Origin of the sequence: Methanosphaerula subterraneus, from assembly GCF_052055875.1 — an archaeon.
Lineage (GTDB): Archaea > Halobacteriota > Methanomicrobia > Methanomicrobiales > Methanospirillaceae > Methanosphaerula > Methanosphaerula subterraneus.
This window is the reverse complement of record NZ_CP170508.1, coordinates 396,189-420,201: the sequence shown is the minus strand read 5'-3', so window position 1 is coordinate 420,201 and position 24,013 is coordinate 396,189. Positions and strand designations below refer to the sequence as shown.

The following is a 24,013-nucleotide window of genomic DNA, read 5'->3' as shown; positions in this document are numbered from 1 at the left end:
TTTTAAAAAAATAGAGTTCGTCCTGGTTTCAGGGCTGGCCGGCTATCTTCTTCACCAGCCATGCCATGTTCTGACCGAGCCGCTGCATCGTCCGGATCCCCTCGACATCGCTCTCCACGTCGCCCATCTCCAGTCCGAAACCGACGTTCCAGTAGGTGGACCCAACCGTGAACATGTCATTGATCCCAAAGAAATGGTTGATCGAGTCGACCGTGGTCACGGCACCGGCCCTCCGCGCAACACTGATGCCGGCCCCCACCTTCCGCGAGAGGAGGTTGCCGTTGGCAATCGATACATACCCGGCCCGGTCGATCAGGGCCTTCGCCTCGGGGGTCATGTCAGAGAAGTACGTCGGCGAGGCGATGATGATCCCGTCTGCCGCTGCCATCTTCTCGATGCATACGTTGATCAGGTCGTCGTCGAAGATGCACCGCCTGTCCTGGTTCTCGAAGCACTTCATGCAGGCGATACACCCGTGCACCTTCTTTCGACCGATGTTCACCACCTCGGTCTCGATCCCTTCCTTCTCGATCTCAGCGAGCGCATAGTCGATCAACCGCCGGGTGTTCCCGTCCTTTCGCGGACTGGCATTGAATGCAATAACGTTCATTCGTCTCTCCTCGGTAACCCAGGGGGTCCCCCTGGCGGGATACTGTGAGCATGGAGAGTTAAAAGAGTAACGTGACCACCGAAAACCGGTTGAAGGTTCTCCGGTGCAAGCCAGGGTCAGCGGATGTTCATGGTATTACGAAGGGTATCCTTCTCCATCACGACCGTGGCCGGGTCGACACCGGTGCAGGTGACATCGAAGGTGCAGTCGGTGACCGGGTACTGCTTTTCGGCGTCCCCGTCCCGGTACCCGAGCGAGATCGAGCCGGTCGCGTTCTTCGGGGTCACCAGACTGAAGTTGTTGAAGGCGATCTTCGTCGCCGCGAACGAGTAGATCCCCCGCTTTGTAGCGTTCGTACTGACACAGTTATTGTAGGTGATCTCCTCGCTCGTCCTGCCGACGCTGAAGGCGTTCGCAGAGCCGTCGTCGGTGCAGTTGTTGAAGGTGACCGCATCCCCTCCCCAGGTCCAGAACCCGCAGTTCTGGTTGTTGATGGAGGTGCAGTTGGTCAGGACCGCCGTCCGGTGGATGAAGTACCCGGACTTGAAGAAACTCTCAGGCAGCGTGTTCCGCTGTCCGTTGTCTTTGCTGATGCAGTCCTCCATCACGATATCCTCAGACTGGGTCCGCGGGGTCACCTGTCCCCCGGGCTCGAAGTGGAATCCCGACTCCCAGTTGTCCTCTGCCAGGCACCGGATCACCCGGAGACCGATCAGGTCGTTGGACTCGTGGAAATCGAACCCGGTGGTCCAGACCGCGCTGGAGTCTGCGTTCCCGCACCGGATCGCCGAACAGTCGATATAGCGCAGGTTCTTTGTTGTCTTGGGCGCCCCATCCCCGTTCACATTGAATCCATGGATCCCGCAATCCACCGCGATGCAGTTCCGAAACTCGACATCCTCGACGACCCGGTTCTTTGCAAAGACAAAGAACGCACCGTTCGCTTCAGCGTCCCCTGTCTGGAACGTGGTCGCGGTGATGTTGTGAACCGTACTGTGACTCCCGGTGACCAGCACGAAACCGCGGTTGATCAGTTTGAACCCGCCGAGCGTGCAGTTGTTGTTGGAGAGGATGAGCGGCTTGTAGTAGCCGGTCACCTCGATGGTGGTCCGGTCCGGCCCCTGGCCGAGCAGGGTGGTGCCTGTCGGCAACACGATCTCGTCGGTGATATGGAAGGTGCCTCCGAGAAGGACGACGATCCCTCCATCCGTCGGGACCGCCGCGAGAGCCGCGGCTATCTCGGCCTGATCGTCGACACCGTCACACTGGTACACCGCCGTCTGCTTCTCCGCCTCACTGCTGTCGCCGGCCGCGACCGCCAGCGCCCCGGCCGGGACAGCGGGGGTGGTCGCGGTGGGTGGTGCGGGGACTGGGGTGGGCGGTGCGGCATGGCGATGGGTGTAGGCATAGACCAGCACACCCGTAATCAGCAGGAGTACCACTACGGCCACGCCAATCCTGTCCCATCGTCGTTCTGTATTCATGGTCATCATCGTCCCGCGGGCATCAGGGCCGACTGCCCGGATCTCTGATCAGATCTTGGCGCCATGAGGTCATATGTGTTCGTGCCAGGGGGAAAACCGGCATGGTTCAGCACCGGACCCCGGCCCCAACCGGACCGAATCCACGACCAGATAGAAACTTTAATTAAGTTACATCACGATATAGGTGAAAATGGTTAACGGTATCGTCTTACCCATAAAGAAGGTTTTTGCTCTCGTTGATACAAAGATCTCAGTCGAGATCAAGGACGAGGGGCGCATATTGGAGGGGAGACTCGTTGCGGTGGATGAGTATCTGAACATCCATATGGATGAGACCATCGAGTTGAATGCCGGCCAGAAGCGGAACCTCGGCACTGTGGTGATCAGGGGCAACAACATTCTGACGATTGCACCGATGGTATGAGTGAGCGATCATGGAATCTGTTGAAGACGCCCTGAAACTGATACAGTCAAATCCTGATGGGGTACTGCAGAGTGAGCTCTGGAAGCTCCTCGGGGTGGACAGCAGAAAATGTTCGCGTATCGTAAAGAAACTGCTCGATGACGAACTGATCGAACGGCTCGAATATCGTAAGGACGGGATCAAGACCTTCGTATTGAAGGCCAAGCGAAACCCGGTCGATCCCAACCTGCTCCTTGCCGGGGAAGAATTGATCCCCTGCATCGCCTGCGACCTCGAGTGCGTGGTCGACCAGTGCCCGTTGCTGGTCGACTGGATGTATCAACTCGCCATCGCAGAGTTCAAGGAATAACCCATTTTTTCTCTCCAGGCGAGAGGCGATCATCCCTCCGGGATGATCTCCTGAAATTCATTTCATAAGCTTTATCGGGGATTCCATCAAGCTCACCATCGGGCAGGTATTCGATGACCGATGATGCGGTCTCAAACCCGGTTGGAACCATCCTGATGGTGGCGCTGACGATCCTTTTAGTTGCACTCCTGTTCTTCGGCATCTTCCCGAATCTGTTCGACATGACCCCGTCGGTGATCCAGATCACCGGGGTCAGGCACTACGACGACGAGACCGGTCGCCTGAACTATGACAGCCGGGTCATCCTGATCTATAAAGGGGAGAAGCGGCTCGACAATACGGGCCTGAGAGCGGTCTTCTACCGGAACGAGCAGCAGCTGCCGGCGGTGATCGGGACCATGAACGGCAACCAGTTCATCAGCACGGTCCATAACGGGGTACAGTGGATCGGCGGCGAGGGGTGCAAAGACAGCGGATGGTGTTTCAACCAGATGATGTCGATCGATCTCACCGACCGGACGTTCTTTCCGAACGACATGGTCCGGATCGATGTGATCGAAAAGGCGGGGGGCCGGATCATCTCGCGGAGCCGGTTCCGCGCATCAGCGCTCGCGCCATGAGTCGTGCGACCCGAAGGGGTTCGGGAACCCGTCCGTCGAGGGTGAACCGGTCGCAGATGAACCCGGCCTCATGAAGACCGATGCCGGCAAGCCGGAGATAGATACGCTCCCCGGTGGAGAGGGGAAATGCCGTCCGCTCACCGAGGTTGCGATACAGTTCGAGCCGGGCACGATCTCCGGGGAAATGGCTTTCGATCTCGTTCTCCAGCCCCTCTGACGCCTCGTACGTGACCGCGATCACCGGAAGGCCGGTGGCCCGGCTGATCGCCTCCGGGTCGAGGACATTGAACCAGGCGATCACGCATCCGCTGATCATCACCAGGTTCAGATCCTTTCGGTGCAGGTCCCCGATCAGGTCGATGATCGACCCGGTCGCATCCATGCCGCCGACCGTGACCGAACCGAAGGCGGCCCCGTCGATCCGGAGGTCTCTGCGCATCACCACGCAGGCCAGGGTCGACCGGGCGGAGCAGGAGAAACTCTCTGCGATCCCGGCCACCCTGAGCCCCTTCTTTCCGAGGTGCATGCAAGGACTTATGACTATCAATCAATTATAATTGTACCAATGAAGATCAACAAAGATGAGGTCACGGTGTTCATCCCGACCCTGAACGAGTCTCCGACGATCGGCGGGCTGGTCAGGGAGCTCCGGGAGCTCGGATACAACCACATCTTTGTGATGGACGGGCACAGCACCGACGCGACCGTGGCCATCGCAGAAAAGGAAGGGGCAGAGGTCAGGATTCAGTCAGGAAAGGGCAAGGGGGACGCGATGATGGAGGGATTTCAGATGGTCGAGACCCCGTACATCCTGCTGCTCGACGGCGACGGGACCTATGCGCCGGCGGACGCCGACCTGATGCTGACGCCGCTCTTCAACGGGTTCGATCATGTCATCGGGAACAGGCTGATCCATGCCGAGGAGGGCGCGTTCAGCAGGCTGAACCTGCTCGGCAACTACCTCCTCAACCACCTCTTCAAGTTCGCTCACAGCAGGGACCTGCAGGACATCCTCTCAGGGTACCGGGCATTCAAAACGGCGGCGATCCACCAGATGAACCTGACCGAGACCGGGTTTGAGATCGAGACCGAGGTCTCGGTCGAGGCCGTCCGGAACAACCAGCGGATCAAGGTCGTGCCGGTCACCTACCGGAAGCGTCCCGGGACCGATACCAAGCTGAACCCGCTGCATGACGGGTATAAGATCGCGGTCACGATCTACCGTCTGGCGAAGATGAACAACCCGATCTTCTACTTCGGGATCATCGGGGCCATCCTGGCCGTCGTCGGGTTTCTGACCGGCGTCGTGGTCGTGGTCGAATGGTTGAACGGGATCACGCATCTCCCGCTGGCCGTGCTGACGGTGCTGTTGATCATGGTCGGGGTGGAGATCTTCATGTTCGGCGTGCTCAGCGACATGATCCTCGCCTACCACCGCGAGATGATGAACGAGATCCAGCGGATCAACCCCGAGATCCCGAATCGAGAATAGACCGGCGATCCGGCTGCGGCGGGCCCCGCCATCATTTTTTATCCCTGGCAGCACCAATGATGATCAACGATGGTGCATACCATGATCTCGGTGATCGTCCCGACCTACAACGAGGAGCAGAACATCGGTGCCTGCCTGCAGTCGCTGAACCGGCAGACGCTGCCCAGGGATGCCTATGAGATCATCGTCGTCGACGGCGGCTCGAAGGACCGGACCCGGGAGATCGCGGCGCCCTTTGCAGACCAGGTCTTTGTCCAGACCAGCAAGAAGGTCGGCGGAGCCAGGAACGACGGGGCCATGGTTGCGCAGGGGGAGATCCTGGCGACGACCGATGCGGACTGCGTGCTGCCTGAGGACTGGCTCGAACGGATCAGGGACGACTTCGCCAGAGACCCGGCCATCGTCCAGGTCTACGGGCTGGTCTATCCGATCGAGGACAGTTTCAAGAACCGGCTCTCGCTCGCCTCGGCCAACCTCTTTTCACGGATCGGGTACCATACCAGGACCCTCTACTACACGCTCGGGTGCAACACGGCGTTTCGGAAGGAGGCGTTCATGAAGGCCGGCATGTACCGGACGATCGATGCCGGCGATGACCTGGAGATCGCCCGCAGGACCTGCAGGCTCGGGAAGGTCAGCCTGGATTCCAGGCTGAAGGTAGGATTCTCGATGCGCCGGTACCAGCAGTTCGGAACCCTGAAGTCGCTGTACCAGTGGTTGTATATCGTGGTCAGGGGCGGAAATTCAGAGAAGTACTCCTACTCCCAGCGCGAATATAAAAAATAATTTTATTAGTAACAGTCAGTCCACGGCACAGAGAGATTACTCTGTCTTTTCTCCATAACTTCCGGAATATGAAGTTTTGAGGAGGATCTTGATTCCTTCCAGCCAGAGATCGCGAACCTCGTTTTGGTACATGTAGACCTGTTCATAATTCTTGAGTCCAGAGTAGAGGGCCACCATCAGAAGGGCCAGTTTCCGATCGTCCGTCTGGGTCTGGAGGAAATACTGTCGCTTCTTTTTTTTAATCACAGACTCGAATGTGGAGACAAGCCCGTTATAATACTCTCTCGTTGCATGCCGAACGTCGGAATTTCGGCTTGCCATGGCGAACATCTCAAAGAAGATGGCCCGCTGCCGGTCGTCATTGAGGGCAAAACGATCATACATCTGAGCCAGTGTGTCTTCAAGCGAGCGGTTGTAGTAGGATTCAAACTCGACCTTCTGCATATCGGTCTGGATCTTGTTGAGCACGGCACTGCACAGGTCTTCCTTGGTTTTGAAATACCAGTACACCGCGCCCTTGGTCACGCCCAGTTTCTTTGCCACGTCATCGATCCTCATCTTGTCGCTGCCTTGCTCTGCGATGACATCGATGGCAGCTTCGATGATCCGGCGTTTGGCATCTTCTTTGTATTCAGGGATGACTTTGGGCATTGCTGTTCACATCACATCTGTCGGTCAGCCTAAAGTATGATTGCATGGACAATTCCATACCGATTGATATTTATACATTCTATAGAGTATGTTATTTGATAATCATGAATGTAATGAGACTGGAGATGTCACAATGACCGACTTCGAAAAGAACAACACTACCCGGAAGGGGCCGAGCAAGATGGCCGAAGGAATGGCAATGCAACGGTCTGCAGAATCGATGCTGCCTGAAAGCGAACGCATCTGTTATGATCCCTACGCCATCCGCTTCATCAACCCGGAGATCCTGAAGTTTGCAGCCGCCCACCCTGCAGAAGCACAGGCAAAACTGGAGGAGATGGAGAGACAGTTTCCCGGACTTGACAATTCAATCCGGGCCAGGGTACGGTACTTCGACGAAGTGATCGAGAAGATGTGCAGTGATCGTTTGGAGCAGCTCGTCATCCTTGGTGCCGGGTATGATACCCGAGCGTACCGGCTTGCAGGGCTCAAGAATGCCCGGGTCTTCGAAGTCGATCATCCTGATACCCAGTTCTTCAAGATGGAGAAAATCCGGGAGGTCTTCGGGGGGCTTCCGAACCACGTCGTATACGTCCCCATCGATTTCGAGTTCGAAGATCTGGGAGACAAACTCCGTGCGAATGATTATTCACCGGATCAGAAGACACTCTTCGTTCTGGAAGGGCTCATCATGTATCTTCCCCAAAAGGCAGTCGACGAGACCTTTGAATTTATCGTGCATAATGCTGGTATGGGTAGTGCAATCCTCTTCGACTACTACCCGGCGTCAGTGGTGGATGGATCCTCTGGTAGTGAAATCGCAAAGAACATCCGGAATTTTACACAGATGGTCGGAGAACCGCTTCAGTTTGGTATTCCAGACGGTGAAATCGTCCGGACCCTCACAGAGTATGGATTTTCCGAGGTCCGGAACGTGACCAGCGAAGAATACAGGAACCTGTTCTTCCATGGGAAGAACGCGGGCCGGCAGGTCTGCGATCTTCTCGCGTTCGTGTCTGCAGAGGTCGGGAGATGAAGTATCAGTCTCTCAACCCGGACTTCCTTGCTGGACGGCCGACTGGCACCTGTTGCTGGGGGTGTACCAATAAAGACGACTGCCCGATGGAGACCGCAGGTCGGAGATGCACGCGGGATCACCCCACCTGTCAGGCATGCACGTGGTGGAATGAACAGGGATGCATATTCTTTCAGCTTGACCGGTCGTTTCTCAGGATGTGAGGTGAACAGAGATGCCGACGAAAAATGTCAATGGAATCACAATGTACTATGAGATCCACGGAACGGGCGAGCCCCTTGTCATCATCCAGGGAATGGGAGTTGAGATATCTTCCGTCGAACCTGTGACTGCCGAGTTTGCACGAAAGTACCAGGTCATCGCTTTCGACAGTCGGGGTGTCGGCAGGACCGATAAACCCGATATACCCTACAGCATCGAGATGATGGTGGCGGATACGCTCGGCCTCATGGATGCTCTGGGAATCCGACAGGCGCACATTCTTGGGATGTCCATGGGATCGATGATCGCCATAGCACTCGCTGCTGAACATCCGAAACGAGTGAAGGGCCTGGTCCTTCATGTGGCATTCCACCGGGTTCCGTTCCTGATGAATACCATCTGGCGGATCATGTGGAGAACGAACGCTGGCAGAAAGAAGATGATCAGGACGTCAGACTTCCTTTTCATGCAGCAGTATCCCCCGACACCGGAATCATTTGTACGGCTGGGTGAGGCGCCCCTGGGGTTTGATGGCAGGAAATTGTTGTCCAGGATCAGATCACCCACACTCATCCTGAATGGCACAAAGGATCAGGTCGTCCCAATGAGTATCACCCGCGAACTTGCGGAGGGAATAAACGGTGCAAAACTGATCCTTGCTGATGGAGACCATCTGTTTTCAGCAAAGGATCCCAATCTCCTCATCACACCAGCTCTCGAATTCCTTGCAGACGTGGATGGAAGATCTCTTGTATGACAATCAAAATACGGTGAAAAACATGAAACCAACTCCGGTAGTGATGAATATCACATATGAAGGCGATCTGAAATTTCTCGCAGAGAACAGTGCCGGCCAGATAATTCCCATTGAACCAGGCCCGGTTTTTGGTGGGAGCGGTCTGACTCCCAATCCGATCGATTACCTGCTCGCCTCCCTGGGCAGTTGTGCAGGGATCAAGGTACTGCTCGATCTTCAGGAGAGCGGGGTCAGACCGGATTCTCTCAAGGTCACGATCACAGGAACCCGGAAAGAGACACCCCCCACAGTATTCGAAAGACTGCATCTCACCTTCATCATCACCGGCACGCTGGACGACAGAATCGTTGCTGATGCGATCCATGAGACGATGACCCTCATGTGTCCTGTTGCTGTGATGATAGGAAGAGCGGCAGAGGTGACGTGGGAGTATAGAATATCGTAACCTTTCGTTTCATTCATTGAGAGAGTGTGAAAATTCATGGCTGACAACAACAAAGATGAGAATGAACGGTTGGTGGAGATGATTTCTGAAAGTAACGAGATCAGGGAGTTTGCCTTTCTCAGGCAAAAGGCCCTGGACCTGGGTGCCCTGGATGCAAAGGTGATTCCAACCACGGATGTCATCGTCGAAAACCGCGTCCCGCTGAAATGCCGGGCCGGGTGTATCGGGTATGGAAAGAAACTCACCTGCCCGCCGTACGTCCCGACCCCAGACGAGTTTCGGAAGATCCTCGCCGAGTACCGGGTTGCCCTGCTCGTGAAATTCACGTCGCCGGCCATTGCCGACCCTGAGGTCATCTGCTCTATCTACAAGTACTGGCTCGACCCGGACGCTCCGGCAGACCAGAAGGAGAAGGCGACACTGTTCTGGCAGGATTATTTTGTTGGCAGCAAGGACTGCGCCCCAATCATGCTCGAACTGGAGAAGACGGCATTCAACGCCGGCTACACGCTCGCCCTTGCATTCGTCAATGGATCGTGCCGGCTCTGCGAGACCTGCAATGTCAAGGGCGGCATCTGCCTCCATCCCACGCAGGCGAGGATCCCGGAACATGCGGTGGGGATCAACATGAAGAAGACTGCAGAAAAAGCAGGGATGCCGATCCGGTTCCCGGTCGCCGGGCACCCGGAACCGATGGCGATAGTACTGATCGATTAACCCTTCATTCGATGTGGAAAACTGATGCACCATGATGAATAACGAGTTATTACCTGCAGACCGGGTGGAAGTGACCATCCTCGTCGACAACTACCTTGATATCTTTGTACCGCCGGCGACTCCTGTTGACAGTCGACTGCCGTTCGACCCGGGCCGTCTGCTCTTCGCAGAGCACGGCTTCTCCTGCCTTGTCAGGGTCTTTTCCGGAGAGAAGGAGCACACAATCCTCCTCGATACCGGCCTCTCCCCGGACTGCCTCTTCCATAATGCCCACGAATTGGGCCTCGACCTTTACACGACAGAAGCCGTGGTCCTGAGCCATGGCTACTTCGATCATATCGGCGGGCTTATGGCCTTCTTCTCCACCCGGACGCTTTTCTCCAGCGCAGGATGAATAGTCCGGCCAATGGGATCGTCGACCTCCCGCAGATCGATGCACTCGCCCTAAAATCGGCAGGTGCGGATCTCTATCAGCGGGAGGACCCTTCGACTCTTGCCGAAGGGCACCTGCTCGTGACCGGAGAAGTGGAACGAACGACCTCCTTCGAGAAGGGGATGCCGGGAATGGAAGCGATGATCGACGGCCGCTGGGTTGTTGATCCCATCCTGGACGACCAGGCTCTCGTCATCAACATCCAGAACAAAGGACTCGTGGTGATCAGTGGCTGTGCCCATGCCGGGATCATCAACACGGTCGAGTACGCGAAGAAGATCACCGGGATCAGCACGGTGCACGCAGTCCTCGGGGGATTTCACCTCACCGGGCCGGCCTTCGAACCAATCATCCAGCCGACCATCGACGAGATGAAGCGGATCGACCCGGATTATATTCTCCCGATGTATTGCACGGGGTGGAACGCGATCAACGGATTTGCCCTGGAGATGCCCGGGAAATTTATTTTGAATACCGTGGGGACGACCTACCGGTTTTAACGAGGGGATGTCAGTCCCCCCATCCTATGTGCTCTTTTTGCCGGTCATACCATGAACGATTAGAATTAAATCGCTTCGCGCTGAAGAGTTGGTATGCAATTTTAATCCCCTGAACCTGAGAGAGAGAGAATTTCCCGGAACAGGGATCTCTCCTCCCCATGTTCATGCCCGGAGATAGCAGCGCACCATCCCGTACCTGACGGGATAGTGTAACCACCAATGCTCGTTATCTTCCGGCGGGGTTTCCAGAAGGACCGGTCCAGCTCACCGATGAGGGTACCGGTTCCATCATCTCTCCACAACGGTCCGGATATCCGTATCGCAGTATCCGAACCGATCTGAGTCGCAAATGACTGGAGAGATGGACGTTGGGTTTCCGAAGGGAGAATGATCGCCGTCAGACACAGCATCGTGCATCCCGGGATTATGAACGAACCCGAATCGCCCTCAGATCATTTCAGAAAGATACGAGAATTAGAAATGCAACAACCTGTTCAGAACAGAATCGATGAGCCCGCACAGAACCCACAGGGTATCCCCGGATGCATACGCCGCCTCTCCAACGATGAACGCAAGTTTCTCTGGAGCCCTATCCCAAACGTAAGTGTCGTTGCCCGGATCCATGGCACGATCTCGGAGAGCGATCTGCTCCGGGCACTGAAGACGGCCCGCAGCATCCATCCCCTTGTCGGGGCACGGGTCGTCATGGATGACCATCATGACGCCTGGTTCACGAACGATGCTGTCCCCCACACACAGTTCCGCAGCGTGGAGCGGGTATCAGAGACGCAATGGTTCGAAGAAGTCCAGAACGAACATCGCAGACCCATGGAACCGGAGAAAGGGCCGCTCATCCGCTTCGTGCTCATCACTTCCCCGGCAGTATCAGAACTCCTCGTCTTTGCGGCCCATGCGATCTGCGACGGGACGGCCCTTGCAAACCTGATCCGCGACGTCCTGACGTATTACACAGATCCCCTCCGGCATCGAGAGATCGTCCACCCCCCGCTGATCACGGATTACCTGCCAGAGAAGAACCGGTTTTCCCCTGCAGAAATGATAAAAAATGTGTTCATTCACCACTGGAACCGACAGTGGAGGAAGAAGCCCCACTATTTCGACCAGGCAGATTTCTGTGCGGTGCACGCCGCATACTGGGAGAAATACCGGTACCGGTGTGTGCTGCTCGAACTCGAACCTGAAGCGACAGACGAGCTTACGTCACGGTGCCGGCAGCGTGGCGTTACGATCACCTCCGCGATGACGGCGGCATTCCTTGCAGCGTACGAGGATGTAACCGGCCCTCTCGATAAAAAGGATCGGTCGGTTGCGATCCCGTTTGATCTGCGACGACATCTCGGGGTAAAGGAGAATTTTTTCTGTTTCTTTGTCGGCGGGTTCCAGTTCCGTTTTGTGTACAACCGGAAGAAACAGTTCTGGGAGAATGCGCAGGACCTCCACAGGATCATCAGCAGCCGTGTAAAAAGCCTGGACAATTCAAGTCCCGTGATGGGGATGGAGGCGTTCGATCCGTCCCTGCTTGATGCTTTCATCGGGTTCGCCGGCTACGCTCTCCTTGCACCGGATTCCCTCTCCCGGACCGATACACTCAGGACGTTTGCGAAGGACTCGAAGAACACTGCATGGAACCTCGCCCGCAGCATGGGATCCCGGATGGGCGGCACGATCATGACCAACCTCGGCCGACTGGACTATCCCGAAACCTACGGCAGTCTTCGTCTCGACCGTATCTTCGTCGCCCCATGCGCAAGCGAGACCGTTCCGCTGATCCTTGCCGGCGCCGGGGTCAGTGGAACGCTGACATTTACGGCAAATTTCGTCGAACACAAGGACGAGAGCAGCCAGATTACAACCAGGGAGATGATCCGGGTACGCAACCGGGCGCTGGAATACATAGGATTTCCTGAGAAGGTGAACGACAGGGCGCTGGAATGAGAGAAAAATCCTGACCTGGCCGACCTTCCTCTTTTTTTCCAGTTGACGTCCACGGCATCCGCTACTGCCCGAGGGGATGAAGAAGAAAGAGGACAGGTCCAAATTGCATAAGATTGGACCGGGAAGAGTTCATCGATTCGGTCAGTGAACCTGACCCGTGAATGTGCTGATCAGGGGAGCGGAGCCTGCTGCTCTGCAAAGGCTTCGGTGAAGGGGACGGTATGTTCTGGGAGTGTGGCGTAGAGTTTTTTAGCTCCATCGATGCTGACCGACTCGATATAATTCCGCTTACTCTCCCACTGGGTGGTATGACTGAGGAAGAACTGGCCTTTGTCCGAGCGGTACAGCTCTTTCGTTCCCTTTCTTATCCGCCCGTCACTGGTGTGGCCATCGATGAATGTTCCCCGGGCCAGGAGAACTGATTGTTCTGTATCATACACCTTTCCATAGATCGTCTTCTGCATCAGATATCACTCCAGATCATAGATTATTATTGGACGCGGTACAGTAAATACTACTGTATTCTGCCAAACAACACAAATGTCACTTATACAATATATATTTTTCTTATGGGCGGTTATGGAGATGAGGCAATTCCTCGAATAAGCGGTGCATTCTGGCAGATTCAGGACAATTCTGTACTCCCTGAAAGGATTCACACACGCAGATCAGAATAGATATGTTTTTCAATATAACTGAATGAAGTACTTCAAAGACTACATGGCCTGTGTGGTGTTGAAGAGTGTACCATGATCACTGTGCTGCTGATCGATGACGAACCAGCAATTCTGGATATAACCCGCCTGTTCCTGGAACGAACCGGAGCGTTCAGCGTAGAGACCACCGCATCAGGAGCAGAAGCCCTCGAAAAGTTTGATTCCAAGAACTATGATGTGATCATTTCTGACTACGAGATGCCAGGAATGAACGGAATAGAACTGCTCAAGGCGCTCAAGTCCAGGGGGATCGACATCCCGTTCATCATCTTCACCGGAAAAGGGCGGGAGGTGGTGGCTGTCGAGGCGCTCACCTATGGGGCGACGTATTACCTGCAGAAAGGGGGGGAGCCGCGGTCCCAGTTCGCAGTCCTCGAAAGCCTGATAGAACAGGCAGTACAGAGAAAACGGGCTGAAGAAGAGACGCGCCTCTCAAATCTACGGCTCGCAGAGATCGTAAACTTCCTGCCAGACCCCACCTTCGCCATCAACTGTGAAGGGATCGTCATCGCATGGAACAGGGCGATCGAAGCGATGACCGGGGTGAACGCCCCCGATATCATCGGCAGAGGCGACTATGCCTATGCCGTCCCGTTCTACGGGTCTCCCCAGCCCGGTTTGATCGGCCTGCTGAACGCCACCCCTGAGGAGCTGGACGAGAGGAATTACTCGAATGCCCGGCATGACGGTCAGGCGCTGATCGCCGAGCGGACCTACGTCTCGTTGAAGGGGAAGCCGACTGTCCTCTGGGCCAAGGCCACCCCGCTCTGCAACAACGAAGGGGAGGTGATCGGAGCGATTGAGAGCATCAGGGACGTGACCGAACAGGAGCTCCAGATGGATGCCCTCCAGCAGCGGGTGCAGACCCTGACAGAGCCGGTCGGGGACACCACGAGGCTCGAGTTCACCGATCTCTTCGATATCGATGAGATCCAGCAGATCCAGGACGCCTTCTCCGATGCGACCGGGGTCGCTTCGGTGATCGTCACGCCGGAGGGAACCCCCATCACCAGGCCGAGCAACTTCCGTCGACTCTGTGCCGAGGTGATCCCGGGAGCGCAGAATGGGGCCTCCACCGGTATCCCGTCGATCGCTCTCCCCGACAGCGGGGCTCCCATCTCTGCCGGCGACCGGCAGATCGCCACCTGGCAGATCGGGCAGGTGCTGATCGAGGGGGACGATAAAGAGACGTTGCTGGAGTATGCGGATCGGATCGGGGCTGACCGGGCCGATTGTGCAGAGGGGCTGGCCGGCGTCCCCCAGATGCCACGCGAACAGTTCGAAAAGATCGCAAAGGCCCTCTTTCTGATAGCACGGCAGATCTCTGCCCTGGCCCTGAAGAATCTTCAGCAGTCCCGGATGATCGCAGAACGGATGAAGGCCGAGGCCGATCTGAAGGAGAGCCGGGAGCAGCTCCGGAGCCTGATCGAGTTTCTGCCGGAGGCGATGCTTCTGCACGATCTCGACGGCCGGTTGATCACAGTCAACAAAATGTCGGTTGAGATGAGCGGGTCTTCATCAGAAGAGGCGATGACTGGTGGCGATGTCCTGCAGTTATTCGCACCAGCCGACCGGGAGCGGGTCAGGAAGAACCTGAACCAGACCCTCGCCGACGGGGCCTTCCCGATCACCGAGTACCTGTTCCAGAAAACAGATGGGACGACCATCCCTTCCGAGTTCACCTTCTCGCTTCTCCAGGACCGGAACGGTTTCCCAACCTCGTTCATCGGTCTCGGACGCGACATCACCGAACGCAAAAAGGGTGATGAAGCGATACGGATGGCCAACAAGAAGCTGAACCTGCTCAGTTCGGTGACCCGGCATGACGTGCTGAACCAGTTGACTTCACTCCGCGGATTCATCGATCTGGCAGACGAGGCGCCCGATGACCAGGCACGGAGAGACCTGATGAGTAAGGTGATGGAAGCCGCCGAGAGGATCCATCACCAGATCACCTTCACCGGGGACTACCAGGAGATCGGGCTCGGTTCCCCCCAGTGGCAGGACCTGGGAACAACGATCAGGAGGGCCGCCGAGACGCTGGACCTGCAGGGGATCACCCTCTCGATCGAGGTGGACGCCGGCATGGTATATGCCGACCCGCTCCTGGAGAAGGTCTTCTTCAACCTGATGGAGAACGCAAAACGGTATGCGACCGGACTGGACAGCATCCGGTTCTCCATCGAAGAACAGAACGCCGACTGGGCGGTGGTCTGCACCGATAATGGTCCAGGCATCCCATCATCGGAAAAAGAGAGGATATTCACGGCAGGGTATGGAAAAAACACCGGTTACGGGCTTTTTTTGATCGCCGAGATCCTTTCGATCACCGGCCTCTCCATCAGTGAGACCGGCACACCCGGGGCAGGGGCCCGGTTTGAGATCAGAGTCCCTGCCGACCGGTTCAGGTGTGCCTGATATACCCGGTACCCAACAGGCACCTCTTCTTCAAAGACTTGAGAAGAATCCGTCAGGATTCTTCGATGTGTCCCCAGGACTTGAGAAGAATCCGTCAGGATTCTTCGATGTGTCTTAAAGACGTGAAAAGCATCTCTCGGGTTTCTGAGAAGAGTCCTAAAGACTCGAGAAGAATTCGTCAGGATTCTGCGAAATGTCGCAAAGACATGAGAAGAATCCATCAGGATTCTTCGAAGATTATATACCATCCGCTCTCTATGTGGGTAGCATGAGGGATCGACATGAATGAGGTCTCTGTCCTGATCGGTGGCAGGGCAGGCGAGGGGATCAACAAGGCCAGCATGATCCTGGCCCATCTTCTCGGGCATCTCGGATACCGGATCTATATGTACTATGACTACCCGTCCCTGATCAGGGGCGGCCATAACTTTGCTATCGTCAGGGCGACCGAAGAACAGCGGGGGACCCATCGGGATGCCGTCGACTTTCTGCTCTGCATGAACCAGGAGACGCAGAAGATCCACGAACACCGGGTCAGGGAAGGGACGGTCGTGATCTACGACAGCACGACCACCACCGGCACCGGCATCGGAGTCCCGCTCTCCACGATCCTGAAGGAGGAGCAGGCGCCTGAGATCACCCGGAACTCAGGGATCATCGGGGCGTTCTGCAGGGCGGCCGGGATCAGCTGGGAGGTGGTCGCCGAGGTCTTCACCCATGACATCCCCAAAGCCGCCGCGATCAACCTGCAGGTGGCCAGGAGGGGGTACGACGCGGCCGGCGACGGCCCGGTGCGTCAGGTCCTGGCCCTGGACAGGCCGGTGCTGCCGGTGATGACCGGAAACGAGGCGATCGGGACCGGCCTCGTTCGGGGCGGGCTCGAGACCTACATCTCGTACCCGATGACACCCTCCTCGAGCATCCTCCATTTTCTTGCAGAGGTCGCACTGGAGTACCGGCTGACCGTGATCCATCCGGAGAACGAGATCGCCGTGATGCTGATGGCGCTCGGGGCGGCCTATGCCGGGTCGAAGACCGCCGTCGGCACCGCGGGCGGCGGCTTCTGCCTGATGACCGAGGGGCTCTCGATGGCCGGGATGGCGGAACTGCCGATCGTGCTTGTCGTCTCGCAGCGGCCGGGGCCGTCGACCGGGCTGCCGACATACTCCTCCCAGACCGATCTGCTCTTCGTCTTAAATGCAGGGCAGGGCGAGTTCGTCCGGGTGATCATCGCCCCGGCCGACGCCGACGAGGCCTACCTCTGGTCGGCCCGGGCAGTCTCGCTGGCCTGGGAGTACCAGGTGCCGGTCTTTCTGCTCAGCGATAAGAACCTGAGCGAAGGGCTGTTCAGCGTTACGATTGAACCGGAGGCACTGGTCGCCGCCCCGGTGTCGACACCGGAAACCGGTGACGGGCCGTACCTGCGCTATGCAGTGACCGAGAGCGGGGTATCGCCTCTCAGGGTGGTGCCGGCGAAGGGAGATGTGATCAAGGTGAACTCCTACGAGCATGACGAGGCCGGCATCACCACCGAAGACCCGCAGGTCACGGTGACGATGCAGCAGAAACGGCTCAGGAAGGAGGGTGCGATCAGGGAAGGGCTCGGCATCTATCCAACGGTCAGGGTCTACGGAGACCCGGCGGCCAGCACCGCTCTGGTCACCTGGGGATCCTCCACCCGGGCGGTCAGGGAGGCGGCCGAGACGCTCGGATGCCGGGTGATCCAGCCGGTGGTCCTCTGGCCGTTCCCCCTGCAGGAGATCACGGCAGCCCTGGACGGAGCGACCAGGCGGATCTGCATCGAGCAGAATGCGACCGGCCAGCTCGAACAGCTGCTGACCCTCCACGGTTTCGCACCGGACGGCCATATCCGCCGGTATGACGGCAGACCGTGGTCGATCGACGAGATGAAAACCGCCCTGTCGGAGGTGATCTGAAATGGCGACCGGCGACCTGATCACCCCTACCCAGAACACCTGGTGCCCGGGGTGCGGGAACTTTGCCATCCAGCACATCCTCAAGGAGGTGATCGCGGGTCTGATCAACGACGGGACCCCTGCTGAAAGAATTGTACTGGTGACCGGGATCGGCTGCCATGCCAAGATGGCCGACTACCTGGGGGTGAACAGTTTCTACTCCCTCCACGGGAGAACAGTGCCGGTGGCCACCGGGATCAAGGTGGCCAACCCCGACCTGACGGTGATCTGCTGCGTGGGTGACGGGGACTGCTATGGCGAAGGGCTCGAACACCTCCTCTTCGCAGCCAAGCGGAACGTCGGGATCACGGTGATCGTCCATAACAACCGGGTGTACGGACTGACGACCGGCCAGTACACCCCGACCTCCCCGGAGGGGTTCCCGGGCAAGTCCACGCCCCACGGGACGATCGAACACCCGATCAACCCGCTCACCCTGCTCCTCTCATCGGGGGCCGGCTGGGTCGGACGCGGGTATACCCGGCGGCTCCCGCACCTGAAGGGCCTGATCGATGCGGCGGTCCGGCACCACGGGTTCGCTGCCCTCGATGTACTTCAGATCTGTGCGACCTTCTACAACAGGGCGGCCTGTTACAACGCCCACACCTACGACCTCGCCGATCACGATCCGTCCCGGTTCGAGGACGCATATGCGAAGGCCCACGAGTGGGACTATACCAGCGAGGCGCCGATTCCGCTCGGGATCTTCTTCGACCAGGACCTCCCCAGGTTTGAAGACCGGGTCAGGGAGAGCGCTGCTCCATCGACCGATACAAACGCCGCGATCGGCAGGATCCTCGATCAGCACCGCTGAAAAAAGGTTGTTTCAGATCACTCGGGAAGGGCCGGCTTGGGCACCTGGGTGGCGTCGGCCTTCGGGGTCTGGAGGGGTGCCTGCACTGCAGGTACCGTGGTCTGGACACCGGTCGTCACCGTAGTGATCCCCGATGCCGGTGCGGTCGTGGACTGGGTGGTCGACGTCTGCGCCGGGGCCGCCGTGGTGATCGTCGACGACGTGGACTGCGTGGCTGTCGTTCCTGCGGTCACAACAGCGGACTGGGTCATCGTTGTCCCGGCCGCCGGCACGCCCGTCGAAGACTGGGTCATGGGTATGGTGGCCAGGGTCGTGGCCCCGGCCTGCGATACCGAAGAACCCTGTGAGAGGGAGGTCGAGTCCTGCTCGATGTATGCTGTCGCCGTGGCGGTGACGGTCTGGTTCCGGGTCACTGCCGCCGCGGTGCTGTTGGGCATGGCCGTTGTATACACTGCCGTTGTATTCGCTACTGTCGTATTCGCTGCTGCCGGTACCGGGGTGCCGGTCACGACCGTCGTTGCCGGAACCGTTGTACCTGACGATGACGGGACGCTCTGGTTCACCGGCGTCGACTGGGTTGTCGTGCATCCGGCACAGAGCAGTGCTGCAATCAGGACGAGCCCGATGCCTGCTATGAGTATTCTCTGATCCATTGAAGGAAAGGTACCTGGTCCAGATGTTATATGCTTTCTGTACTTCCCCATCAGCCGAAGCAGAACCGGACGGATGAAGAGAAATCCCAGTGGTGCTCGCGCAATGGATATGTGGGGACACCAGAGAGGGGAGGAGAGAAAGAGCGAGGTGAATCCAGCCGGCCGGGTACAGAGGCCGAATCTCACCGATGCCTTCTTAAACGATGCGATTCTAGAAGAGCGAAGTGTTCGACATTCAGGTTGTTCTTCCCACCGGGTCAGGTTCAGGATTGTACCACTGGATGAAGGCCATCACCATGGAGAAGGGATGGGACTCCGGATCCCCTGACAGTGGAGTCCGGTTCTGCCGGCACGTAACCCCCGGTAGTGGAGCCGGAGGTGGGATTGATGGATTCTGATCCGATCCGGGTGCTGCTGGTCGAGGAGAATCCTGCGGATACCGAGCAGTTTCGGGAGATGCTTGGAGAAGGAGATCACGGTCACTACGAGGTCGTGCATGTCAGACGACTGAGCGAGGCCCTGAATAACCTTCGGGCACGGGGGTTCGACGCGATCCTGCTGGACCTGAACCTGCCTGATGCATCAGGTCTCGATACCCTGGCGAAGGTCCGGGCCGTGGCCGAACATGTCCCGGTGATCGTGGTCAGCGGGCTGGAGGGTGAGGAGAACGCAATCCATGCTCTCCGGAGAGGGGCGCAGACCTATGTCATGAAGGATGAGATGGACGAACCGCAGTTGAGCCGTTCGATTCGATACAGCATCGAGCACGAACGGGCCGAACAGATGATCACCGGGGTGCGTGAATACGCCGTCCAGATCGTCGACGCCCTCCACGAACCGCTGGTGGTTCTGGACAGCGAGCATATCATCCACTCTGCCAACCAGTCCTTTTATCGCCTCTTCCACCTGGAACCCTGGCAGACCGAAGGGCGATCGATCGTCGATCTCGCGACCGGCGAGTGGAAGGTCCCCGACTTCCCCGTCCTGCTCCAGCAGATACAGGGACCGGGCAGCTCCCCCGATGGCTTCGAGCTCAGACATACCTTCCCCGGGATCGGCCGGCGGGTGATGCTGCTGAACGCCCGCTCGGTCCCGGCGATGTCCGGGATGCCAGAGATCTTCCTGCTCTCGTTCCAGGATGTCACGGAACTGACCCGGGCCGAGGAGACCGTCCGGCAGGCGAACAGGAAGCTGAACCTGCTCAACAGCATCACCCGGCACGACATCCTCAACCAGCTGACCGTAATCCTCGGGTACCTGGAGATCCTGGACGGAGCGGTGCCATCCAAGAATAGTCCGGAGTACATCTCGAGGATCGAGGCAGCTTCGACTGCCATCAAAAAGCAGATCCAGTTCACTGCCGAGTACCAGGACATCGGAGCCACCCCCCCGCACTGGCACCGGCTGCAGGACGTGGTCTGGCGGGCCGGCACCAGTCTCCGCAGGTACGGCGTGACGCTCAAAACCGATCTCAATGATATCGAGATCTATGCCGATGCACTGCTCGAACGGGTCTTCTCCAACCTCTTTGAGAATTCTCTCAGCCATGGTATCACAGTCACCGAGATCAGCGTCTCCTGGTCCCCTGCCGGGGACGATCTGCTGCTGATCGTCGAGGACAACGGACAGGGGGTGCCGGCAGAGTTGAAGGAGAAGATCTTCTCGATGGGGTATGGGTCCAGTACCGGGTACGGCCTCTTTCTGATCAGGGAGATCCTGGATATGACCGGGATCACGATCAGAGAAGCCGGCATACCTGGAGCAGGGGCACGCTTTGAGATCAGAGTCCCCAAAGAGACCTATCGGATGCCGCAAGATTAATTATCGTGATCAGTGAAAGTATACTCCGTATACCATCGCAGAAGCCGACGATCGGATGATAAAACTGAGGATGCAGATTTTCCGGGGAGACCTCTCCGGGAGCGATCCGACAGGTGGATCCTGGAGAGGAAGAGGTATCATCGCCAGGGACGGCCAGCACTAGGAGGGAAAACATGATGAACTGGAGAGCAGAACACGGTGACCCGGAAGGATCAGGCGAAACCCTATCCCGGACCAGGGATCTAACCGGATCCAGGGAGATGGGCGACACAGGACAGGTCTATCAGATCCTGCTCATCGAAGACAGCCCGGGGGACGTTCGTCTGACCACCGAAGCCCTCAAAGAAGCCGGAAAACCATTTCTTCTCTCAGTCGTGCCCGACGGTGTCGAGGCCCTGGCATTTCTCTACCGAGAAGGGCGGTACCGGGACGCTCCCCGACCCGATCTGATCCTGCTCGATCTGAACCTGCCCCGACGGAACGGCCGAGAGGTGCTAGCCAGGATCAAAGAGGACAGCAGCCTGGCCAGGATCCCGGTCATTGTGCTGACCATCTCAACCGCAGAGGAGGATATTATTACGTCATATAAGTTGCACGCCAACTGTTACATCATCAAACCGGTGAATCTTGACCTTTTTTTCCAGGTGATCCAGTCCATCGGACGTTTCTGGCTTGAAGGCACTGCAGGATCTATCGCAGGAGAGGTGACGAATGGAACCTGATTCCATACGGGTGTTGCTGGTCGAAGACAACCCTGGCGATGCAAGGCTCGTCCGGGAGATGCTGGCCGAGATCCATACCGATCGGTATGAAGTCGTGCATGTCGAGCGGCTTGCGCAGGCCCTGCTTCATCTGGGCAATGGAAAGTTCGATGCGATCCTGCTGGACCTGAACCTGCCTGATGCCTATGGTCTCTCGACCCTGGTCAAAGTCAGAGCAGCGGCCCCGCATGTGCCCGTGATCGTGGTCAGCGGGCTCGGAGACGAGGAGATGGCGATCCATGCCCTCAGAGAGGGTGCCTACACCTACCTGGTGAAAGGACAGATGAGCGGTCATCTGCTCGACCGATCGATCCGGTACAGTATCGAACGGGAACGGATGGAGCAGATCGTGCAGTTGCAGCGTGCCCGGGAGTACGCCGAGAACATCGTGGACACGATCCGGGAGTCACTGATCGTGCTCGACAACCGTCTGCGGATCGTCTCGGCAAACCGCTCGTTCTACGAGGAGTTTCATGTCACCCCGGAACAGGTCGAAGGGCGGTTCATCCATGATATCGCAGACCAGGAATGGAACATTCCGAAGTTCCTGGCCCTGCTCGAGAAGGTCCTTCACCACAGCTTCAAGTACGAGGGTCTGGAACTGGACCATGAGTTCCCCACCTTAGGCAGGCGTGTGATGCTGCTGAATGCCCGCTGGGTCTACGAGGAGCGGGGGGACACCGATCGGATATTACTCGCGATGGAGGATATCACCGAGCGGAAACGGGCGGAGGAAGCCCTGGCCGACGAGAAAGAGCGGCTCGCCGTGACGCTCTGGAACATCGGCGAAGGTGTGATCGTCACCGATGTCAGCGGATCGGTCATGATGATGAACAGGGTCGCCGAGAGCCTGACCGGCTGGACTGCCGACCTGGCTGCAGGGTTACCGATCGACCAGGTCTATCAGGTGATCGAGGAGAAGACGAGGGACCCCTGCGTGAACCCGGTCACCGCCATCCTCAAAAAGGAAGAGATGCCCGACTCGTCCCATTTCAGGCTGCTGATTGGAAAGGATGGGATCGAACGACCGCTCGGGGACAGTGTTGCCGCGGTCAGGGACAAGGACGGAAAGATCATCGGCGTGGTGATCGTATTCCGGGATGTGACCGCAACTCGGCGCATGGAGGAGGACCTCGCGAAGAACGAACGTCTCGAATCGGTCGGGGTACTGGCAGGCGGGATTGCTCATGACTTCAACAATGCGCTGACAGCCATCGAAGGGAACATCGTCGTCGCCAAGGCGCACCTCAAACCTGAAGAGAAGGCGTACGAACGGCTCTCTGAAGCAGAGAAGGCCGCACATCGTGCCAGAGATCTGACCCGGCAGCTGTTGACCTTCTCACGTGGCGGAAAACCGATCAAGCGGCAGCTCAGTATGAGCGATCTCCTGGTCGACGCGGTCTCGTTCGCACTCTCCGGCTCGGGGGTCAGGAAGAAGCTGGCGATTGCCGGAGATCTCTGGCCGGTCGAGGTGGACGAGGGGCAGATCAGGCAGGTGATCAACAACCTCGTGATCAATGCAGACCAGGCTATGCCTGACGGCGGGATCCTCGAGGTTACCGCAGACAACGTCGTCCTCACCCAGGACCAGGTTCTCTCGCTGAAGGCGGGGGATTATGTCAGGGTCACGATCAGAGATCACGGAATCGGGATTCCAAAGGAGTACCTCTCCAAGATCTACGAGCCGTACTTCACGACCAAGCAGAAGGGGAGCGGTCTTGGGCTGACAGTGGCCTACTCGGTCCTGCGAAACCATGGCGGCTCCCTGACAGTCGACTCGGTTGCAGGAGTCGGTTCAACGTTCACGCTGTACCTGCCGGCCTCGCAGATGCTGCCGCAGGTTGAGGAGGCCCGGGAGATTCAGCCCCTTCGCGGGAACGAACGGATCCTCTGGATGGACGATGAGGCGATGATCCGGGAGGTCGGGGGCGAGATGCTCACACTGCTCGGGTATGAATTTGCCTTTGCAGAGGAGGGGAACCAGGCGATTGATCTCTACAGGTCCGCCCTCGGTACAGCGTCGCCGTTCGATGCGGTGATCCTCGACCTGACCGGGGCCGGGGGGCTCGGCGGCAAGGAGACGATCAAAAAGATCTTTGAACTCGATCCGCAGGTCAGGGCCATCGTCTGCAGTGGCTACTCCAACGACCCGGTGATGGCCAATCATCGCGAGTACGGGTTCCGCGGGGTGCTGACCAAGCCGTTCACGATGAAGGAACTCGACGACCAGATCCACCGGGTGATCGGCGGCGAAGAGTAAAACCCTCCACGTTATCCCTATTTTGCAGAGGTACTTCGCCCGTCGACGCAGGGCTGAGGATTGTTTCAGGTAATTTCGCCGTCAGTGAAGAGAGTAAAAAAGGGTTGTCAGGTCGCCGTGCCCTCCCTGCAGT

The 24,013-nt window shown here is 57.7% G+C and carries 24 protein-coding genes; 18 read left to right on the top strand and 6 right to left on the bottom strand.

Annotation, left to right across the window (positions count from 1 at the left end; translation table 11 throughout):
- Positions 1–28: 28 nt before the first annotated feature.
- Together ACFKSJ_RS01910 and ACFKSJ_RS01905 are read right to left on the bottom strand one after the other, a co-directional pair.
- Positions 29–610, bottom strand: a complete 582-nt coding sequence (locus tag ACFKSJ_RS01910; RefSeq protein WP_440950586.1) for a flavodoxin family protein — start codon at positions 608–610, stop codon at positions 29–31.
- A 116-nt stretch (positions 611–726) separates the two neighbouring features.
- Complete coding sequence (locus tag ACFKSJ_RS01905; RefSeq protein ID WP_440950585.1) at positions 727–2,100, bottom strand: right-handed parallel beta-helix repeat-containing protein; 1,374 nt, start codon at positions 2,098–2,100, stop codon at positions 727–729.
- A 184-nt stretch (positions 2,101–2,284) separates the two neighbouring features.
- Between ACFKSJ_RS01905 and ACFKSJ_RS01900 the strand changes: the two genes are divergently transcribed.
- The 3 genes from ACFKSJ_RS01900 (at position 2,285) to ACFKSJ_RS01890 (ending at position 3,487) form a co-directional block, all read left to right on the top strand.
- On the top strand, positions 2,285–2,518 hold the full coding sequence (locus ACFKSJ_RS01900) for an LSM domain-containing protein (protein WP_440950584.1): 234 nt from the start codon (positions 2,285–2,287) through the stop codon (positions 2,516–2,518).
- A gap of 10 nt (positions 2,519–2,528) precedes the next feature.
- Positions 2,529–2,867, top strand: a complete 339-nt coding sequence (locus ACFKSJ_RS01895) for a helix-turn-helix transcriptional regulator (protein WP_440950583.1) — start codon at positions 2,529–2,531, stop codon at positions 2,865–2,867.
- 113 nt (positions 2,868–2,980) lie between these two features.
- The gene (locus ACFKSJ_RS01890) at positions 2,981–3,487 is read left to right on the top strand and encodes a hypothetical protein (protein WP_440950582.1); all 507 of its coding nucleotides are present in this window, start codon (positions 2,981–2,983) and stop codon (positions 3,485–3,487) included.
- Here ACFKSJ_RS01890 and ACFKSJ_RS01885 read toward each other — a convergent pair.
- Entirely contained in the window at positions 3,444–4,013 is a 570-nt protein-coding gene (locus ACFKSJ_RS01885) for an endonuclease dU (protein WP_440950581.1), read from the bottom strand. The genes ACFKSJ_RS01890 and ACFKSJ_RS01885 overlap by 44 nt on opposite strands.
- 39 nt (positions 4,014–4,052) lie before the next feature.
- Here ACFKSJ_RS01885 and aglJ point away from each other — a divergent pair, with 39 nt between their 5' ends.
- Together aglJ and ACFKSJ_RS01875 are read left to right on the top strand one after the other, a co-directional pair.
- Positions 4,053–4,979, top strand: coding sequence for an S-layer glycoprotein N-glycosyltransferase AglJ (aglJ, locus tag ACFKSJ_RS01880; RefSeq protein WP_440950580.1), 927 nt, complete (start codon positions 4,053–4,055; stop codon positions 4,977–4,979).
- 81 nt (positions 4,980–5,060) lie between these two features.
- Entirely contained in the window at positions 5,061–5,765 is a 705-nt protein-coding gene (locus tag ACFKSJ_RS01875) for a glycosyltransferase (protein WP_440951395.1), read from the top strand.
- Positions 5,766–5,801: 36 nt separating this feature from the next.
- On the opposite strand, the gene ACFKSJ_RS01870 is transcribed toward ACFKSJ_RS01875, so the two are convergent.
- Complete coding sequence (locus ACFKSJ_RS01870; protein WP_440950579.1) at positions 5,802–6,416, bottom strand: TetR/AcrR family transcriptional regulator; 615 nt, start codon at positions 6,414–6,416, stop codon at positions 5,802–5,804.
- Positions 6,417–6,549: 133 nt separating this feature from the next.
- On the opposite strand from ACFKSJ_RS01870, the gene ACFKSJ_RS01865 reads away from it, so the two are divergent.
- The 7 genes from ACFKSJ_RS01865 to ACFKSJ_RS01835 all read left to right on the top strand — a co-directional run bounded on the left by ACFKSJ_RS01865 (position 6,550) and on the right by ACFKSJ_RS01835 (position 12,461).
- Complete coding sequence (locus ACFKSJ_RS01865) at positions 6,550–7,452, top strand: SAM-dependent methyltransferase (protein WP_440950578.1); 903 nt, start codon at positions 6,550–6,552, stop codon at positions 7,450–7,452.
- Positions 7,453–7,666: 214 nt separating this feature from the next.
- Positions 7,667–8,410, top strand: a complete 744-nt coding sequence (locus tag ACFKSJ_RS01860) for an alpha/beta fold hydrolase (protein WP_440950577.1) — start codon at positions 7,667–7,669, stop codon at positions 8,408–8,410.
- Positions 8,411–8,453: 43 nt separating this feature from the next.
- Positions 8,454–8,855 carry an OsmC family protein gene (locus ACFKSJ_RS01855; protein ID WP_440950576.1) on the top strand — a complete coding sequence of 134 codons (402 nt, stop codon included), beginning with the start codon at positions 8,454–8,456 and terminating at the stop codon, positions 8,853–8,855.
- A 78-nt stretch (positions 8,856–8,933) separates the two neighbouring features.
- Positions 8,934–9,572, top strand: coding sequence for a DUF2284 domain-containing protein (locus tag ACFKSJ_RS01850; RefSeq protein ID WP_440950575.1), 639 nt, complete (start codon positions 8,934–8,936; stop codon positions 9,570–9,572).
- Positions 9,573–9,606: 34 nt separating this feature from the next.
- Entirely contained in the window at positions 9,607–9,966 is a 360-nt protein-coding gene (locus ACFKSJ_RS01845; protein ID WP_440950574.1) for an MBL fold metallo-hydrolase, read from the top strand.
- Positions 9,963–10,505, top strand: a complete 543-nt coding sequence (locus ACFKSJ_RS01840) for an MBL fold metallo-hydrolase (protein WP_440950573.1) — start codon at positions 9,963–9,965, stop codon at positions 10,503–10,505. The genes ACFKSJ_RS01845 and ACFKSJ_RS01840 overlap by 4 nt, the downstream gene beginning before the upstream one ends.
- Positions 10,506–10,985: 480 nt before the next feature.
- The gene (locus ACFKSJ_RS01835) at positions 10,986–12,461 is read left to right on the top strand and encodes a condensation domain-containing protein (protein ID WP_440950572.1); all 1,476 of its coding nucleotides are present in this window, start codon (positions 10,986–10,988) and stop codon (positions 12,459–12,461) included.
- Positions 12,462–12,631: 170 nt separating this feature from the next.
- Here ACFKSJ_RS01835 and ACFKSJ_RS01830 read toward each other — a convergent pair whose 3' ends face one another.
- Positions 12,632–12,925, bottom strand: coding sequence for a hypothetical protein (locus ACFKSJ_RS01830; RefSeq protein WP_440950571.1), 294 nt, complete (start codon positions 12,923–12,925; stop codon positions 12,632–12,634).
- A 285-nt stretch (positions 12,926–13,210) separates the two neighbouring features.
- Between ACFKSJ_RS01830 and ACFKSJ_RS01825 the strand changes: the two genes are divergently transcribed.
- From ACFKSJ_RS01825 to ACFKSJ_RS01815, 3 genes are all read left to right on the top strand, one after another.
- On the top strand, positions 13,211–15,595 hold the full coding sequence (locus tag ACFKSJ_RS01825) for a PocR ligand-binding domain-containing protein (RefSeq protein ID WP_440950570.1): 2,385 nt from the start codon (positions 13,211–13,213) through the stop codon (positions 15,593–15,595).
- Between the two features lie 281 nt (positions 15,596–15,876).
- A complete protein-coding gene (locus ACFKSJ_RS01820) occupies positions 15,877–17,532 on the top strand; it encodes a 2-oxoacid:acceptor oxidoreductase subunit alpha (protein ID WP_440950569.1) in 1,656 nt (551 codons plus the stop codon).
- A gap of 1 nt (position 17,533) precedes the next feature.
- Positions 17,534–18,385 (top strand): thiamine pyrophosphate-dependent enzyme, encoded by an 852-nt coding sequence (locus tag ACFKSJ_RS01815; protein ID WP_440950568.1) that lies wholly within the window; start codon positions 17,534–17,536, stop codon positions 18,383–18,385.
- A gap of 17 nt (positions 18,386–18,402) precedes the next feature.
- Here ACFKSJ_RS01815 and ACFKSJ_RS01810 read toward each other — a convergent pair whose 3' ends face one another.
- Entirely contained in the window at positions 18,403–19,038 is a 636-nt protein-coding gene (locus ACFKSJ_RS01810) for a hypothetical protein (protein ID WP_440950567.1), read from the bottom strand.
- 387 nt (positions 19,039–19,425) lie between these two features.
- On the opposite strand from ACFKSJ_RS01810, the gene ACFKSJ_RS01805 reads away from it, so the two are divergent.
- From ACFKSJ_RS01805 to ACFKSJ_RS01795, 3 genes are all read left to right on the top strand, one after another.
- On the top strand, positions 19,426–20,859 hold the full coding sequence (locus tag ACFKSJ_RS01805) for a response regulator (protein ID WP_440950566.1): 1,434 nt from the start codon (positions 19,426–19,428) through the stop codon (positions 20,857–20,859).
- 260 nt (positions 20,860–21,119) lie between these two features.
- Positions 21,120–21,581, top strand: coding sequence for a response regulator (locus ACFKSJ_RS01800; protein WP_440950565.1), 462 nt, complete (start codon positions 21,120–21,122; stop codon positions 21,579–21,581).
- On the top strand, positions 21,571–23,880 hold the full coding sequence (locus tag ACFKSJ_RS01795; RefSeq protein ID WP_440950564.1) for a response regulator: 2,310 nt from the start codon (positions 21,571–21,573) through the stop codon (positions 23,878–23,880). Before ACFKSJ_RS01800 ends, ACFKSJ_RS01795 begins: the two co-directional genes overlap by 11 nt.
- Positions 23,881–24,013 lie beyond the last annotated feature (133 nt).